This window comes from Methyloversatilis discipulorum (assembly GCF_018780585.1).
Lineage (GTDB): Bacteria > Pseudomonadota > Gammaproteobacteria > Burkholderiales > Rhodocyclaceae > Methyloversatilis > Methyloversatilis discipulorum_B.
This window is the reverse complement of record NZ_JADMJL010000011.1, coordinates 25,000-43,112: the sequence shown is the minus strand read 5'-3', so window position 1 is coordinate 43,112 and position 18,113 is coordinate 25,000. Positions and strand designations below refer to the sequence as shown.

General features: G+C 58.7%; 12 protein-coding genes. All 12 read right to left on the bottom strand.

The features are described 5' to 3' along the window. Window positions 1–13: 13 nt before the first annotated feature. Genes IV112_RS04220 through wecB form a run of 12 tightly spaced genes read right to left on the bottom strand, consistent with a single transcriptional unit; the run spans window position 14 to window position 17,640 of the window. Complete coding sequence (locus IV112_RS04220) at window positions 14–2,155, bottom strand: bi-domain-containing oxidoreductase (protein ID WP_304001167.1); 2,142 nt, start codon at window positions 2,153–2,155, stop codon at window positions 14–16. Window positions 2,156–2,180: 25 nt separating this feature from the next. Continuing rightward, entirely contained in the window at window positions 2,181–3,617 is a 1,437-nt protein-coding gene (locus tag IV112_RS04215; protein WP_304001166.1) for a hypothetical protein, read from the bottom strand. Further along, on the bottom strand, window positions 3,617–5,320 hold the full coding sequence (locus IV112_RS04210; RefSeq protein WP_304001165.1) for a glycosyltransferase family 4 protein: 1,704 nt from the start codon (window positions 5,318–5,320) through the stop codon (window positions 3,617–3,619). Before IV112_RS04210 ends, IV112_RS04215 begins: the two co-directional genes overlap by 1 nt. 2 nt (window positions 5,321–5,322) lie before the next feature. Beyond that, window positions 5,323–6,138, bottom strand: coding sequence for a class I SAM-dependent methyltransferase (locus IV112_RS04205; protein ID WP_304001164.1), 816 nt, complete (start codon window positions 6,136–6,138; stop codon window positions 5,323–5,325). Then, on the bottom strand, window positions 6,131–7,348 hold the full coding sequence (locus tag IV112_RS04200; RefSeq protein WP_304001163.1) for an oligosaccharide flippase family protein: 1,218 nt from the start codon (window positions 7,346–7,348) through the stop codon (window positions 6,131–6,133). The genes IV112_RS04205 and IV112_RS04200 overlap by 8 nt, the downstream gene beginning before the upstream one ends. 4 nt (window positions 7,349–7,352) lie before the next feature. After that, entirely contained in the window at window positions 7,353–8,183 is an 831-nt protein-coding gene (locus tag IV112_RS04195) for a class I SAM-dependent methyltransferase (protein ID WP_304001162.1), read from the bottom strand. After that, the gene (locus IV112_RS04190; RefSeq protein ID WP_304001161.1) at window positions 8,180–10,249 is read right to left on the bottom strand and encodes an alginate lyase family protein; all 2,070 of its coding nucleotides are present in this window, start codon (window positions 10,247–10,249) and stop codon (window positions 8,180–8,182) included. Before IV112_RS04190 ends, IV112_RS04195 begins: the two co-directional genes overlap by 4 nt. After that, on the bottom strand, window positions 10,242–11,108 hold the full coding sequence (locus IV112_RS04185; protein WP_304001160.1) for a class I SAM-dependent methyltransferase: 867 nt from the start codon (window positions 11,106–11,108) through the stop codon (window positions 10,242–10,244). Before IV112_RS04185 ends, IV112_RS04190 begins: the two co-directional genes overlap by 8 nt. Before the next feature lie 11 nt (window positions 11,109–11,119). After that, window positions 11,120–13,135, bottom strand: a complete 2,016-nt coding sequence (gene asnB / locus IV112_RS04180; protein ID WP_304001159.1) for an asparagine synthase (glutamine-hydrolyzing) — start codon at window positions 13,133–13,135, stop codon at window positions 11,120–11,122. Then, window positions 13,135–15,285: a bi-domain-containing oxidoreductase gene (locus IV112_RS04175; RefSeq protein WP_304001158.1), complete on the bottom strand. Its 2,151-nt coding sequence runs from the start codon at window positions 15,283–15,285 to the stop codon at window positions 13,135–13,137. Before IV112_RS04175 ends, asnB begins: the two co-directional genes overlap by 1 nt. After that, a complete protein-coding gene (gene wecC, locus IV112_RS04170) occupies window positions 15,282–16,532 on the bottom strand; it encodes a UDP-N-acetyl-D-mannosamine dehydrogenase (protein ID WP_304001157.1) in 1,251 nt (416 codons plus the stop codon). Before wecC ends, IV112_RS04175 begins: the two co-directional genes overlap by 4 nt. Beyond that, entirely contained in the window at window positions 16,522–17,640 is a 1,119-nt protein-coding gene (gene wecB / locus IV112_RS04165; protein ID WP_368500317.1) for a non-hydrolyzing UDP-N-acetylglucosamine 2-epimerase, read from the bottom strand. Before wecB ends, wecC begins: the two co-directional genes overlap by 11 nt. Between the last annotated feature and the right edge of the window lie 473 nt (window positions 17,641–18,113).

Sequence of the window (18,113 nt, the reverse complement as noted above, 5' to 3'; positions counted from 1 at the left end):
TAACGAAACAACATCAAAGCATCGCAGCGTCCATCACCTCAAGACTCACCCGCGCAACTTCAAGCAGTTCGTCGAACGGGATAGGCGCCTCCCCTCCGTTGCGAACGGCCTCGACGAAAGCGCGGACACACGCCGCATTCCCCTTATCCTGGCGCCAAAGATTCATTTTTCTGAACGCAGGCCAACCCCAGCCCGTCAACTTCCGGAAATTGTCCAGCTGGAGTATCCGCCCTCCGCAGAATGCCTCGATGCGCTCCTTCGGGAAGGACTTGTTCCCATTGGCGAGATAATGCACGGTGCCGAAAGAGCCATCAGCAAAACGCAGCGTAAAGCTCATCTTGTCCTCATGCACAGCAACGGCTTCGCCTCCCCCGATCATCGTGGCCTGACATCCCGTCACCGGATGACCCACGAGATGGCGCAGGAGGTCGATGAAGTGACAGGCTTCTCCGACGATGCGCCCGCCTCCGACGTCGGGATCCTGGGTCCAGTGCTCCGGCGGAATTGCGCCTGCATTCACCGTCACGATGAAGGACTTCGGCTCCTTGACGGAGTCAAGCAGTTCCTTCATGCGCACAACTTGAGGCGCAAATCGACGGTTGAAACCTACGGCCAGGATTTTCCTCTCCTGAGCATCTGCACGCTGGTAGGCGTCCGTAATCTCGTTCAACTGTTGGCGGCTGAGCGCGAGCGGCTTTTCCACGAACACGTGCTTGCCCGCCCTCAGCGCAGCGCACACCTGGCGAGCGTGTGCATCATGGCGAGTGGCAATGGCAACGACATTCACCTCCGGATCGGCAAAGATGGCATCGAGGTCTGTGGTCGCGCTCTCGAAACCGTTTCTGCGTCCAACGTGAACCCCGCTGACGCCCCCCGCTGAGGCCACCCGCTTCAATCTTGCCCCGGCATCGCGGAAAGAGGGCACCAGCACTTGCCCAGCATAGTTTCCCGCACCGATGAAACCCACTACAGGCCCATCGCCTTTTGGCACTGTATCCGACAGGGCAACCGTGCGAGCGATCACCTTCCGCGTCGGTCTTTCCGCTTCGGCCGGGTAATCCAGAACGATGCCCAGCGACGGCCCTGCGCCGCCCACCAGTGCATAAGCCTCCTGGAAGTCGGCCAAGGCGAATCGATGCGAAATCAGAGGGGTCACATCAATGCGCCCTTCGGCGAGCATGTCCAGCACCGCTTCGAAGTTGCGCTGTTCCGTCCAGCGCACGAAGCCCAGCGGATAGTCCTGGCCCTTCTCCTCATATTCCGGGTCATATCGCCCCGGCCCATATGAGCAGGACACCTGGAAGCTCAGTTCCTTCTCGTAAAAATCAGCACGCGACAACTCAAGGCCCGTCACTCCCACCAGCACGATGCGACCACGCTTGCGGCACATCTGCGCCGCTTGGTGAACCGGCTCATTGCTCTTGGTCGATGCCGTGATGAGCACCCCGTCCACACCACGACCGCGCGAGAAGACCTGCGCTGCAGCAAGAACATCCTCGCCGCGCGAAGGATTGACCGTAGTTGCACCGCATCGCCGGGCAAGGGCCAGCTTCGAGTCGTCGAGATCGACGCCCAGAACCCTGCAACCATGCGCTCGCAACAACTGCACCGTGACCAGACCGATCAGTCCCAGCCCGATCACGACGAAGCCCTCACCCAGAGTGGGTCGGGCCAGTCGGATACCCTGAAGGGCGATCGCACCGATCACGGTAAAGGCCGCCGCTTCGTCGGTCACGGCTTCCGGTATCCGCGCCGCAAGTATCGCCGGAACGCTCACCACTTCGGCATGCTTTCCGTTGGACGCCACGCGGTCGCCGATCGCAAAACCTTGCACGCCTGGCCCGACATCAATAACAACACCGGCGTTGCAGTAGCCCAGTGCAAGCGGCTGGTCCAGCTTGTTCTGCACAGCCGTTAGCGTCGGCATCAGACCATCTGTCCTGATCTTGTCCAGCACCATACGCACTTTGTCCGGCTGCTGACGCGCCTTGTCCAGCATATTGGCCTTTCCGAAGTCCACCAGCATGCGCTCGGTGCCTCCGGATATGAGACTGGATCGGGTGCGGATCAGCAACTGGCCGGGGCCTGCCTTCGGGCACGGTATATCCGCCAATTCAACCGAGCCATTCTTAAGGCTTTGGAGAATCTGTTTCAATTTTGATATCTGTCAGCTCAGTTCATCAGGCGGGTTTGAATTGCTGCCTGGACCCGAGCAGTCGGCCGATGAGGAAAGAAATTATGATGAATGCCCAGGCCCAAATGAGGCCATAGCTGGCCAGTAGTCCGCCTCGAATGGAATCGATTGCGAGATAGATGCCGTAAAGCACAAGCACCGCCCCCATCAGGCTGCGCCATATGCGGCTGATGCCATCGGTCAGTACCGCCTGCCACATCACCCCCAGCGCGAGGCCGACGGTGACGCACAGCAACAGGGTCCAGATCACACCGACCTGACTGTACAGAGCGAACTGATAGGGCGCCCCGGCACTTCCGCCAGGCAGATCCGGATACATGTGCTTCCAGATCACGATATTGTCATCGGGCATCCCGCCAAACCCAAGGATGTCCTGACCGAAATCAAGGCCATAGTAATCGTGATGTTCCGGAAAAACGATCGGATAGTACATCGCTGGCAGTGATGTCCTCGTCATTGGCGCCAGCAGCACGTAGGACATCACGTGAGCACTTCTTTCGGTTCCGATGTACGAAACGACCTCCCTGCATACCTGTCTTGTCTTTTCTGGGGTACCTGTCTTCTCACAGGGCTTATGGCGAGCATCGTTGCTCCCGCTCTGCTCAACCAGAGCTTCGTTGGCGGTTCGCGATGTTTCCGAATAAATGGGCAACACGACCAACACGAAATACACCATGGCAAGCAGACCTGCGGTGGTAATAAGCAACCACGTCAGGCGCCTTGTCCATGCTCCGGCAAGGACACGGTGTAGCAGCACCGCGCCGAAAATGAGAATGAGGGAAACGATCAGCGCTTTCTTCTGGAACAGGAAAAGAGTCAGTGCAACGACAATAGCCAGAGGAAGCAGGCGCATCACCAAGACTTTCCACCCTCGCCCCGGAATAGCCAGAATCAGCCATGTGGTCGAAACCGGGAGAATCAGATAAAGATTAACGAAGCTGAAATAGCCCAGGGTAGCGAAGAGCATCCAGCGTCCCTCAACCCATGCACCGTAGTCACTCCACGCGCCCAACCGAGCAAAGGCTCCTGCGCGAGTCAGGTCATGTGCGCCAACGCCCGCTGCTGCTGCAAAAAGCAGAAACGGAATCCAGACCGGAATCTCCTTGTCACTGCTTCCGACAAGCCGTCGCAGCAAGCTGGAAACGCCCTCCAGCCTGATTCGCATGGCCGCAACGAATCCGAGTGAGAGCAAGGCAGGAGCCCCGAGCAAAAGCGCCCACAGAACCGCCGCCTGTCGGAGCGAATACTCCGTCGGCACGATCGCCCCGGAAAAATACTCGACAAGGGCCAACGCCGGCCTGTGACCGGAGTAGAAGAAGATCGCCGCAATCAGGCAGGTCACCGCGTAGACGGACAGATGAGCCCAGAGTGGCGCGTATCCCACGAGAACACCCAATGATCCCGCGTGATTCCTATGGTCCATCAGGACTGCTCCGCCCGATTCAAACCATCCAGGATCGCCTGGACATGATGACCCCATGTGTACCTGTCCAATGTGCGCCGCCGCGCATTCTTACCCAGAGCCCCCCGCCAGTCCGGGCGCTCGACCAGGAATCTGATGCCCTTGATCAACTCCTCCAGATTCCCCGGTTCGCAAAGGACGGCCAGTTCCCGACAGTCGGCACCGGCCTCACCGGTGGGCAGTGCACCAGCATCGAGTCCCGGCGAGAGGACCTCTCCGATCTGGTCCAGGTTCGACGCGACGATGCCCTTCTCCATGGCCATGTACTCGAAAAGTTTGGTCGGCGAACCGAAGAACCGGGTCCCGTCTGGATTGGGCACATGAGGTGAAACGAGAATGTCCGCTGTCGCCAGATGCACGGCGGCCTGATCCTGGGGCACCAGCCCGGTCAATGTGCACACGTCCTGTGCGCCCGCTTGCTCGATAATGGCGCGCACTTGCGGCATCTTCAGACCGTCTCCGACGAGCAGGAAATGCACCTTGTGGTCTGCGAGCCACTGACGTTCCCGGAAATGAAGATAGGCGATCGCCTCCGCCAGCATCTCTGCACCGTGCCACTGTCCGAAAGTGCCAATAAAAGCGAGCACGGTTGAATCAGACGCAATGCCATAGCGCAACCGAAGCGACGCCCGCTCACCCGGTGAGAAACGCTGGGGATCGAACACCCTTGGATCAATGCAATTGGGATAGCAGACGATGCGCGCGGGTTCGATCCCCCGCTCTATCAGTTCATCGCGCAGAACTTCCGAAATGGTCACCACCAGATGCGCGTGTCGCAGCATCGACTCCTCGGCCATTTCCGCGAGCTTCTGAAACTTCATGCCCCGACCCCAGTGCTTGGCCACCCAAACCTCGGAACCGTTATATTCGACCACTAGCGGCAGACGATGACGACGTGACAGCGTAACGCCCAGGTAGTTGGCGGCGGAGAGGCGCTGATAGATCAGATCAGCCGAGGTTACTGCCGCACCGGCTTCCAGCGTGCGCTCGAAGCCATGCTGAAAACGGTAGTTGTTGAGTTCATAGGGCAAGCCAAATGCTCTGGGCGGCTGTACCGCCAGGACGTTCACGCCGTCATCGATCATCACTGGTGGCTCAGCAGACGCGAAGGTCAGCGGATGACCCAGGCGCCTAAGCCCATTGACCACGCCGGCGATATGGCCGACAGACCCGCCAGCCTTGATGCCGAACCATAGATTGGTTTTCAGATAGAGCACCGCCCCCTGCACGGTCAGGGCGCGAGGCGTAATACGGGGCTGCGCCAGCAAGGCAGACAGCTCGCGCCGAGAACGATACGCCGCCCACAGACATGCCAGGCTCGCGGCCGCAAAACGCAGGCCGTCTCGGGCGATATGCCATCGGCTTATCGTCTCGCGACGGAGATCGGGATGTACGACGCATATCGAACGCGATCGCGTACAAGCCGCGAGCAGCTTGAGCACCGGCAACAGCGCGGCACTGTTCTCCTCCTCTATGGGCATCACGATCGGGTCACCACGCATGCTCCAAAGCTGGCGCAACAGCCCCACCATGCCCTCAGAGCGCAATTGAGCAATAGTGATTGTCTTGGTGTCCTGGCTGAAGAGTCCGCGTACAGCGCGCTCGAAAGAGGCTGACAGGGGATACGCCGTCAGGATCAGCGAAACGTGAGTATCGAAAGTCATTGTCATTTGAAAGCCGCATGCGGCTTGAATCCTTGGTAAGTGACGTACCAGCCCATGCGTGGCTCGAGCCGTTTAAGATGGTTTCGCGCCAGTCGCCCCACGAAGGATGGCCAGAAGTGGTCCTCGTGCAGCTGATGGATCGACAGGTCATGCTGCTCGAAAACCTTCATGAGACGACATACCTCGGCCTTGCTATATAGCCGCACGTAAGGTTTCGTGGTGATGCCGTCGGCGCCCATCTCAATGGTGGCCAGCAGTCCATCGTAGCCTCTTGTAAACAGCCATCCGTTACGAAGGCCGTTAGCCAGCAGCTTCCAAAACAGATGGAAGGCCGACCACTTGTAGTACAGCGCGATCATCACGCGCCCGCCTGGTTTCAGCACTCGATAGATTTCGCTGACGACCTGATCAATCTCCGGAATGTGATGCAGCACGCCGAACGAGTAGACGCAGTCCATCGAGTTGTCCGGAAACGGCAGGCGGGTCGCGTCCTGTTCGTGCAGATCGACCGTGATGCCGCGCAACGTCGCATTCAGTGCGGTCAGCTTTAGATGATTCGCGGTGATGTCCACGCCGTGGCAGACAGCACCCGCCTGCGCGAACTGCATCATGTCAGTGCCCTGTCCGATACCGATCTCCAGCACGTGCTTCCCGGTGAAGCGCTCGTACCTGAAATAGTCGTGCATCCAAGGCTGCTGAAGATATCTGTCGCGCGCAACAGCATCAAAGTAGTCGATGGACTGTTTATCCCCCGGAAGTTCGCCGCACGCGCGCGCGTTCCACTGCTTCTGGGCCTCGACCCGGGCGTCTTCATGCATTTCTGTTTTCCCTGTGTGCGCTGCGATGACGGGCAGCCAAAGTCCAGACCATCCCAAGAATGGTCAGATAGGCAGCCGAAAGTGACACCATCGCTCCCACACCGCCGCTCATGGGGATCAGCCACATGGCCATAGCCAGTTCCACCACCAGTCCCGCAAGCCAGATCCAGATCAGGGCGAGCGGGATGCCCACCGACGCAAGATACTGGGAAAGTATGCTCGTCAAGCCAAGAGCCCAAGCACCCGGGAGCCCCCACAACAACATCGTGGAAGCCCCTGCGAAATGTTCTCCATAGACGATTGTGATCGCGCCATGTCCCAGCCAAGCGGCAATGGCACACACCAGGGCGAGGGCAAGGGCCACCAGACGAAGCTGAGACTGCATCAAATCGTATGGCTGCTCCGACCGCATGATCCGGGGCAACAGAACCAGGGCAATCGTGCTCGGAATGACAATGATGACATCAAGGAGCTGTGCGGCAATGGACCAGATGCCCAGCGCCTCAGCATCCATGTATTGCCCAAGCAGCAGGGCGTTCAGTCGCAAGACTGCAAATCCGATCGCTGTCGCCAGATAGGCACGCATGGCGTAGCCAAAGCCGTCCTTTATCAGACGAAAGCTGGCCTGCCCCTCTCCGCCCAGTACCCGCAATCGGTAATACAGCGGCAGACAGATCAGCGCAGCAACAATGCTCATGCCAACAAGCAGCGCCTGTGGCGTACGCCAGTACCACGCCGCAAAGGACAATGTCGCAAGTCCCAGATACCGGCTGGCCAGTTCAAAACCGTTGTATTCGCCGATGCGGCTATCCGCCACCAGCAGATTCGTGCCCAGCAGGAAATACAGCCCCGACGAAATCATCAGCAAGGCCGGCAGAAGCAGCGGCCATGTGTCTCGCAGAAGTCCGCCGGTCAGCCAGAGGAACAAGGTCAGCAGGCCGCCGAGGACGACGCCCCCGAAAAGTGAAGTCCAGAAGGAATTCGCGGCCAATGTAGACAGGCGCACATGCCCCTTGGCCAAGTAGTAAGTGTTGCTCGAGTGAAGGCCAAGGTTACCGAACTGTATTGCAAGCGCAGCAAGCGTCGTCCAGTAAAAGAAAACCCCACGTCCCTCCGGCCCGAGAAACCGTGCCGTGATGATGCTCGAAATGAAACCTGCGGCAATCAGCAATGCACGGACGACCAACGTCCATAACACTTCACGGGTCACGACATCAATCCTTGGCCTCGGTCTTCCTGCATTCGAAATACCAGGCACTCGCCAGCCAATGCGGCAAACGACTCGCGGAACGCACATTCCATCTGCAGAAGGCCTGCGATGGCGACAGAAGGTAGTTGGTAAAGGGTCCGGCAAGAAAAGACAAACTCTTTGATCCCGCCACCTCCAACCCCGCGCCACGGATCAGACTGATCATTTCGGGTCGTGAAAAGAACTGTACATGCCCGGAATCGGCGTTGTAAGGCAGATCGACCGGGGTCGAGTCCGTCATCCGACTCCATGCCCCCTTCATAATGAACTTGTTGAGCACCGCAACAGACAGGTCGGTCAGCCTGAGAAGCACAGGACCCAGAACCGGAACTCTGGACAAGGCGCTCTCGATCTCGAATGGCCCTCGTCCATTCGGGACGGACGCGAGCAACAGCCCACCCGGCACGAGCCGAGCTGCTGCAGCCGACAACACGGCAAGCGGATCGTCGATGTGTTCGAGTACGTCGGCGAGTACAACCACGTCGTACTGGCCTTCGCTGTATGGCAAAGTCGCAAGATCTGCGCACACGAAACGTAGTTCCTCACCGCCGAAGTTACGTTGCCCGTAGTCGATGGACGGCGCGTACAGATCGATTCCGACCACTCTGTCGCCTCGACGTGGCAGGAATCGCGTCACCGCATATCCGCTGCCACAGCCTGCGTCGAGAACGCGGAGATGGGGGCGTTGCGGCGCACGCAGCCCATCCATTGACGCGCGCAAGCACTCGACCTTGTGCCGGTGACCGAACACGTTTTCCGGCAAGAGGTCCGGATATACAAACGGGGCGAGGTTCATTCTGCCTCCAGCATTGCAGCGACCTGCGACAGGAGGCCCTCCGCCTCGTTCTCCTCGCCCAGAGGTGAAAGCATTACGTACATGCCAACCGGCAGCCGCGCACGGGTGCGCCAGACCAGTCGCGACGTTGCCCTTACGCGCCCGTAGCTGGGCGACATCCTGGCTGGTTCGAGCAGGGGTTCCTCCCCTCCTAATCCTTGCCAAGTCAAAAGGAAGCGCCGGCCATTGGATGCAAGCACTGCATTCCCGGAATCCAGTGACTCGACGCACACATCGGCGTGCAGATGTAGCGGAATCTGGATGTCGTGCTCGCCGTCCCCCAACAGCCGATCAGCCACCAGAAGCGTGTGCGAGGCTTTGTCCAGTACCCAGGCACGGCGAGGCGTGACCGGGCTCGTGAGGCGGTGGTAACCACTATGCTCGCCGCAGAACCAGCTCCGTTCTGCGTCGTCGTGCCAGCCCAGCGCACGCGGCAGGGCATCGTTGTGCAGGTTCCAGAGATAATCCGGACGGATGAAACGGTTGATCTCCTCCTCGTCGATGCGTGGGGTGTTGTGCAGGTCGGTCGAACGAAAACGGTTGCGTTCCTCGAAAGACGCCGTATACAGGTAGGCACCGCAGTCGCTCACGAGCGGTACGCCATCCAGAACGGCTTCGAACGACAGACAGTCGTTGTGCCCGTGCCCGCCTCTGCCTGCGAGGCCGAGCGGCCCGCAATCGATGAAAACGTGGTCCCGCGCACTGCGCATGACATAGAAGCCTCCATCTGGAAAGTCCCGCGACTCCGGGGGAGGTGGCGGGTTGGCGAGCCAGCGGCGTACCGCTTCGGCGCCAAACGTCCACACCACTTCGCCGACTGCAGCCGAGGCATCGTGACACAGGCCCGGCTGCTGCGCATACAGACCGATGAGGGTGTGCAGGTAACGGTGATCATTGATGTCCTGCATGCCGAAAGACAATGCACGCGCGTCGTCTGCATCGCCCCACAGCGGCACGCTGCCGTCTGGACGGCAGTAGGTGCGCGAGAATCGTGCCATGGCGCACAGCCGCTCGATATAGCTTGATTCCACCGCCAGCCCTTGCGCGGTACGGTACATCGCAGGCCACAGGAACAGTTCGGTCACCAACCGGTGGTACGGTACTGAGGCCTCGAAATCCACACCATCAGCGAACACCTGCCGCGGCATTTCCTCACAGAGGATCCGCCAGCCTTCGTTCTGCCAACGTTGCGGCCCGTGGCCTTCGCCGAAGAAAAGGCCACCCACAACGAGCGCGGCCGCGTCGGCGGTGTAATGGTTGCCGTTGACGTCGGAACGTTCGATATGGCGGTCGGTGAACTCCACGTGAAGGTAGAGGGCACGCAGGAAGCGAAAACGGAAATCAGCATCTCGCCAGGACGGCGCATCATGGAAAACATGGAAGAACCAAGTCCAACTGAGGACGCGCAGCGCCGCTTCCATGGTGCAGGACCAGTTGACCGAGGCTCCGCAGGGATTGGCACCTATCCATTGGTCAAGTACATCGCGCACGGCGGAGGCATAGCGATCCTCCCCTGTTAGAAGGAAGGCTTGCCCCACAGGCATGAGCCATTGTAGACGCGACAATTCCCAAGGCACCTTCACGTCGCTAGGACGGTCAGGATTGTTGTACTCGATATCGGCAAAATAGGCCGGAGGCCAGACACATCCCGTCTTGAAGTCGGTGTGCCAATCAATCCGACTGCCCAGTTCGACGGGGCCTGACCCCAACAAATCGACCCGGTGAGCCAACGCATCTTCCGCACGAGACAACAAGGTAAGGCGTTCGCTCGCGCCGCAAAACGTGTCGATGTCGATGGGATCGAGCGGCCTGCACCAAGCAGGAAACGGTCGCAGGGTCAGCCGCTGCCACAGCGCGTCAAGCGAGGAAGACCGCAGTTCCCGAAGCAGCAGACTCTGTGACATTCCAACGCGTCCAGGCAAACGCAAGCGCTCGGTCTGCGTACGCGCCATAGCCCGTACGCGAGCCACTATGACGCGCGGCGGCTTGCGCAGGCCACGGCGGATCTTGCCGATCAGATCAGCCATGGCCTTCCGTCCCTGCCCTACTGTTTGCAGACGGCGCCAGCACAACGGCCAGACACTCACGCATGTGAGGCCGCATCGACATCAACGTCAGCAGCGGATCGGATACGAAACGCTTGATCCACGGGCCCACGAAGGAGTAATTGAACTGCTCCTCGTCTACAACCGACAGACCGGCCAGATCTGCGAGCCGGTACAATTCATTCATTGTGTACTCGTGGTGATGTCCTAGGAAGGGCACTTCCGACTGGAAGATGTCTTCAATGGGAGGCAGTGGGGTACGGCCCTTCAATAAAGCGAGGCGGCGCGGCCAGAAGGCGATATTGGGCACCTCGACGTACAGACGACCGCTCGGCGCCATCATGGATTTCATGAATTCCAGAAAGCGTCGCTGAGAATGTGGGTAGTGTTCGAGCACCGCCATGGCGCTCACCACGTCGAAAAGGCGACCGCCCAATGGCCCCTGTTCGAAAGGATCGTGATCGATGATCTCCACGCCTTCGCCACGCAGGTAGGCGAACAGCGGCGAGAAGGAATCGCTGTAATAGCCTAGGGCTTCGGTCATCACCACGTCTATGCCGAGGCGCCGCAACGTGAGCGGGTAAGCACCGAAGAAGCCACCGACGTCGCAATAGGACATGAACGGTCCGGTCCGCCGCACCACATCGAAGGCGATCCAGTAACGCAATTCGGACAGGCGCAGGTAGCCGCCGATATCCGTCCTCTCCTCGCGCCAGCCTACGTTGTGACGCGACATTTCAGTCTGCATCGACGACGTCCAGAAGCGCAACACGTCGTTGACGCTGCTGAGATACATTCTGCGGAACTGCTCCCGGTCAACGAGTGCCACTTGCTTGGTCATCGTAATCGGCCTCAGTGGGTTCGTCGATCAATCCAGTAGTCATACCAGGACGTGAGGTTGAACAGCGTCCACAGGTACAGGCTGGTGTCGCGTCGCCCGCTGCGGTGATCGTTGAACAATTGCTTCACATGTCCGACGTCAAGGTGCCCCCTGCGCAGCAACGCACTGCTGAGTACTGCCTGTTCGGCCTGGCGGCCGAAATCGCCACGCAGCCAATCAGCCATGGGAGCACCGAAGCCCATCTTCTTGCGGTAAATGATGTTATCCGGAATCAGGCCTTCGACCGCCTTCTTGAGCAGATACTTGGCTTCGCCGTTGCGGGTTTTCCACGCTTCCGGAATGTCCATGGTGAACTCGACGAGTTCGTGGTCAAGAAAGGGCACTCGCGCTTCAAGCGACTCGGACATGGTGATCTTGTCCACGCGCATCAGAAGCAGTTCAGGCAAGCGCAGCTTGAACTCGTTGTAGATCATGCGCGTGAGCGCATCCTGACCTGGATGTGCCTCGTCGAACGGTCCGAGGAAGGAGGAGATCACGTTGAAGGTGTCGGTTTCGAGATAGCCCGGCGGCAGTAAACCGCTGTTGCGCACGGACTCGGGAACCTCCGCAGACCAGTCCGCGTTCGCATTGACCAGATCGCGCTTGAGAGTGTCCCAGAACACCGTGGCTCCGCTCCAGAAATGCTCGCGGTTACGTGCGGCGCGATCGATGATGTCGGCGTACAGCGCCAACCCCGGCTTGAGTTTCGCCGCCGCCTTGGCCGCACCGGCAGCCATGCGCTGCAACGGTTCGGGCACATAGCGCCTGAAAGGGGACCAGTACTGGTGATACAGCTTGAGATAACCCATGTAACTGGCATAGCCGCTGAATTGCTCATCCGACCCCTCGCCCACCTGGATAACGGTGACGCCGTTGTCGCGCGTGAGCTTGGAAACGAAGTACAAGGGTATGCACACCCAGTCCGCGATGGGCTCGTCTTGATGATGGATGAGCTGATCGAGATATCCGACCATGTCATTTTCGTCGATCAGTATCTGGTGATGGTTAGTCTTGAACTCCCGCGCCACCTGATCGGCATACTCCAGCTCATTCAGATGGGCGTAGTCCTTGAAACCCACCGTGAACGAATCCACCGGACGATCCATAAGGCGACTCATCAGCGCCACGTTGGTCGAGGAATCCACCCCTCCCGAGAGGAACACGCCAAACGGCACGTCAGACATCATGCGGCGCTCGACGGCCTTCTCCAGACGATGACGGATGCCGCTTACGTAAAAGTCCTCGGTGGCCGCCTCAGACAGCCCACGCACCTCCTCAGCAACGATCCCCTGACCGGGCACCGCGTCCCAGTATCGCCAAGCCTTGATCACGCCTTGACGATCCACCGTCATGGCATGGCCCGCAGGCAGCTTGTAGATGCCACGGAACATGGTCAGTGGCGCGGGAGTGGTGAGGAAGCTCAGGTAGTGGTACATCGCCACCGGCTCCACATCGCGGGGCACATCCGGGTGGGCGAGAATGGCCTTGATCTCGGATCCGAACAGAAACTGTTCCTGACCTGCGCGAAAATACAGTGGCTTTACACCGATGCGATCTCGCGCTAATGACAAAAGTTGTGCGCCCTCGTCCCAGATCGCAAAGGCGTAATCGCCTGCTACGCGTCTCAGAAGCCCGTCCAGCCCCCATTCCTCATAGCCGTGGACCAGCACCTCGGTATCGGAGTGATCGGTACGGAAACGATGTCCTGCGGTCTGAAGATCCCTGCGCAATGCCGCGTGGTTGTATATCTCGCCATTGAAGGTGATCCAGACACGTCCGTCCTCGTTCGACATCGGCTGCGTTGCCGCTTCGGACAAATCGATGATGGAGAGCCTGCGGTGCGCAAGACCGACCTGGCCGTCGGGCGAAACCCAATTGCTGCCGCCATTCGGACCACGATGGAACATCGTGTCCCGCATCGATGAAAGCACACCCTCGTCAAAACGTCCGGCTTCGCCCAAGCCCAGAATTCCCGCAATGCCGCACATTATTCAACCCACATTTCGTTGCCGCCAATCAGCCGCTCAATCTCGAAACTGATGCGACTCACCTGCAGTTGCTCTTCCAGACTGATCGGCCAGGGAGCGCCTTTAAGCAGGGTCGCAGACAACGCCTCGAGTTCCTCCATCTGCCCCTTCTGCACTGCGGTCGCCGACCAGCCCTTGTGTTTGCTGCCGTGCACCGAGACGGACTTGTAGTCGTCCATCATCAGCACCTTGCCATCAGCGAATACCTCCATCCTCTCCTTCGGATAGGACTTGTCACCGAGCGCTGTATAGGTAAGGGTGCAGACTGAACCATCCACATACTTAAGCGTCGCAACAAAATTGTCGTTGCGACGCCATTGCGGCGTACGGGGAGCAATCGAGTGGGCAGTGACGGCTTCAACCTCGGACGTACCGGTCAGGGCATTGAAGAGGTCGTAGATATGACAGGCTTCACCGATATTGCGACCGCCGCCTTCCGGACCATGAACCCAGTGATCCAAAGGAATGTAGCCGGCATTCATCCGATAGTTGGCGATGATCGGGGTTGTCCGGTCCGCGAGAATACGGCGCATGGTCTGCGTGGCGGGAGAGAAACGGCGGTTGAAACCCACCATGAGCAGCGGACCATCGGGGTGCTCGGTGTAGAAACGCTCGATCTCGGCGACCTCCGCTTCCTTCAGGGCAAGAGGTTTTTCCACGAACACGTGCTTTCCTGCGCGTAGTGCCTGCAGCACCATGGGGCCATGTAGATCATGTCGGGTGGCCACCATGACCAGATCGACGTCATCGTCCCCGAGGATGTCCTCGTAGGCGGAGGTGCAGTAGGCCGCCTCATACTGCGTGGCCACGGCACGGGCGTTAGCGCCGGTACGGCTCATCACTGCCTGCAAGGCAAAGCGATCCCTGAGCTTGACCATATTGGGCAGATGCATGCCTTGGGCAAAACTCGAGGCTCCCGCCAGAGCGACACGGATCCTGTCTGATCTGGCCCCGGGCTTACTCAACGCCACCCGTGTGACGCGAAGCCCTTCCCTCTCGGGGTACTCCAGCAGCACCAGCAGCGGCTTCTCGCCATCGCCCTTGAGCGCATCGTAGGCCTCGCCCGCCTTGTCTATGGGATAAGGCGGATGATAGAGATTGCCCAGTCTGACCCTACCCTTGGCAAGAAGGTCGATGTACGCCTGCATGTTGCGGTTTTCGGTCCAGCGCACATAGGCAATCGGATAGTCCTGCCCGCCCTCCTCGTAGAAGGGGTCGTAGCGCCCCGGCCCGTAGGAAGTGGAGATCAGGAAATCCAACTCCTTCTTATAGAAATCGCCCCGATTCAGGTCCAGCCCCACGTCGCCGACAAGTACAACGCGGCCCTTCTTGCGGCAGGACTGCATGGCCTCGCTGATCACCTGATTGCTTGCCGTGGCGGCCGTGACGATCACCGCATCCGCACCAAGGCCATCGGTATGCTTGCGGACACGCTCGACGTAGTTGTCGATAGCGGGGTTGATGCCGACATCCATTCCGTTGTCGAGTGCGAGCTGCACCCGTTTGGCATCAAGATCCACGCCGATAACCCGACAACCGTTAGCCGAGAGCATCTGGGCAGTAATCTGCCCCAGGATGCCCAGCCCGACGACGACGAAGGTTTCACCCAGCGTCGGTTGGGCTCGGCGGATGCCTTGCATGGCGATCGCGCCCAAAGTAACCGTCGAAGCGAGGCCCGAATCGAGCCCATCGGGAATCCTAACGGCCAAGTTGACCGGCACATCTATCACCTCGGCATGATTGGCAACACCGGCACCTGCGCACGCAACGCGATCGCCGACTGCGAAGCCTTCCACGTCATCGCCCAGTTCAATGACAATCCCTGCCGCGGAGTAGCCTGTCGCGCTGCCAGCAGAGAGCTTGCCTGTCACCCGATCCATGGTGCGCTTGACGCCCTGGTCGCGCATCATTTCGAGGACCCGCTTTACGTTTTCGGGCTGCTTCAATGCGCGCTGATAGAGCGGCAAGCCGGACATTTTCACGCCGGCCATTTCCGTGCCGACACTGATACACGAGTGCGTAACCCGGACCAGAATGTTCTTCCGGCTGACCTGCGGAGCCGGCACGTTCTCGACAACTGCTGAGCCGCTCTTTATGAGTACCTGCTTCATTGCCACACTCCGCGCGTATCGATTAGCTGTTTGTCCTGCAGCATGGTCCTGTCTATCTCATAGAAGGAACGATGGCTGACAAGCATGACGACGATGTTTGCACGTCGAATCGCGTCCTCCGGAGAGGTCAACTCGATGTTGCCGAACCCAGCCAGTGATGCCGGCACTTCTGCTATGTGAGGCTCCACAGCAAGAATCCGTCCGATCTTGCGCGCGGCCAGCAAGTGAACCACTTCCATCGCCGGACTTTCCCGCAGGTCGTCGATATCTGGCTTGAAGGACAGTCCGAGACAGGCAATGACCGGGGCGTCCACCGAGGCCGCGGCGGCCACCACTTGATCCACTACGTAATGCGGTTTGCCGTCATTGACCTGTCGCGCCGTGTGAATGAGACGAGCGGCATCCGGGGTCTTGCTCACGATAAACCAAGGATCAACAGCGATGCAGTGCCCGCCCACCCCAGGCCCCGGCTGAAGGATATTGACGCGCGGGTGGTGGTTGGCCAGCTTGATAAGTTCCCAGACGTTAATGCCGAGCTTGTCGCAGATGATCGACAGCTCGTTGGCAAAAGCGATGTTCAGATCCCGGAAGGAGTTCTCCGTCAGCTTGCACATCTCGGCTGTTCGTGCTGTGGTCGGGATGCATTCGGCCTCGACAAAGTTCTTGTAGAGCTCCGTGGCGCGCCGCGAACAGCGTGCCGTCATCCCGCCAATGACCCTATCGTTGCTGACAAGCTCATGCACAACCCTGCCCGGAAGTACCCGCTCCGGGCAGTAGGCGACACTTATATCCGCCTGCTCGCCTCGCTGATGGGGGAAAGATAAATCTGCCCTTGCTTGCGCAAGCCAAACCGCCATCTGCTCGGTAGTGCCGACAGGCGACGTTGACTCCAGAATTACGAGATCACCTCTCTTGAGAACGGGTGCGATGGATTTCGCGGCAGCTTCGACATAACTCAGATCCGGTTCGTGATCGCCCTTAAATGGCGTTGGCACCGCGATCAAGAAAGCGTCCGCGGGCTCCGGACGAGTGGTAGCGCGCAGGTAGCCTTGGGTGACGGCTGCTTGAACGACAATATCCAATTCAGGCTCGACGATATGTATTTCACCGCGATTGATGGTATCCACAGCAAGCTGGTTGACATCCACACCAACGACCTTGATTTTCCTGGAGGCCAGCATGGCTGCAGTGGGCAAGCCGATGTAACCTAGACCTATAACGGACACACAGCGAAACTCATTTTTCATTATTTCGACTCAGAATATTAACGATTCTCTTCGCAGCCTGCCCATCGCCGTATGGATTATGGGCATGACTCATACGGTCGTATTCGGCAGGATTGTCCAACAGCCTCTGCGTTTCCATCACGATGGTCTTTGGGTCAGTACCGACCAGTCTTACAGTCCCGGCCAGCACGGCCTCAGGACGTTCGGTAGTATTCCTCATAACAAGTACGGGCTTGCCGAGGGACGGCGCTTCTTCCTGAATCCCGCCTGAATCAGTCAGCAGGATATCGGCGCGATCCATCAAATAAACAAAGGGGAGATAATCCAGAGGCTCTATGAGGTAAATATTCCTGCAATTTCCGAGCAAACGCTTCACCGGCTCCTGGACATTGGGATTGAGGTGAACCGGATATACAATCTCGACGTCATTCCGCTCACTAATCCTGCTCAGTGCTGTACAAATGTTATCGAAACCCGCTCCGAAATTCTCGCGGCGATGTCCGGTAACCAAAACCAAGCGCTTCCGTGAGTCCAGAAAACGAAAACGCTCATCCATGCCGCCCCGCAGCTCCGCGTCGGCACGAAGACGCTGCACCACCTTAAGCAGTGCATCAATGACTGTATTCCCGGTGACATGAATGGCGAAGTCATCAACGCCCTCACGCAAAAGATTCGATTTTGCGGTTTCTGTGGGCGCAAAATGAACTTGTGAAACCGACCCAGCGATACGTCGATTCATTTCCTCCGGCCATGGCGAGTAGATGTTCCCAGTTCGCAGCCCGGCCTCAACATGACCCACAGGAATTTTTTCATAATACGCAGCGAGGCTGGTCGCGAGTGTGGTAGTTGTATCGCCGTGCACCAGTACGTAGTCTGGCCGCCATTTCCTAAAAACACTGCGCATCCCCAACAGCACGTTGGATGTAATATCCGTCAGATCCTGCCCCGGCTTCATCAAGTCGAGATCGAAGTCCGGAACAATATCAAAGAGGCTCAGCACCTGATCCAACATTTGCCGATGCTGCGCGGTAACGCACACTCTCGCTTCAATGGATCTGATATCGGCCAGAGCCTTGACAACCGGAGCCATTTTTATGGCCTCTGGTCGAGTACCAAAAACAGAAAGCACTCTCAAAGTTAACCTCTTCGATTTCTCGCAAGCCCCGACGAAAAGACACCCGTCAGCATGACAGCGAAGTACCGCATCGCGATCTAGCAATGTTCCACAATTGCATCAGGGTGAACGCAAAGCCCAGCGGGTGGCCCCTGACTCTCGCCCCAGCAGACATGCACCGACGTTTATCATGCCGAGGGATAGCGCAGGACTTCAAACTGGATCTATTCCCGGAACAAAGGTGAGCACCTCATGCCGTGACTCTTGCTTATCTTGTCGTTCTACCCAATTCGGCAGGAAGTTGGTCAATAACAGATAGCCTAGGGAAGAGTGTCGGTCGGCGCACCCGGTTGCGGAACCTCACACCGAGCCGGGACGGGTCGCTCGCAGAGTTCAGGCGAGTCGGCGGGTTCGCGTGGCATCCCTCGACAGGAAAGTGACGTTTCCGAAGCGACTTGCGATCGCACTTCATCCTTGTACGATCCTAG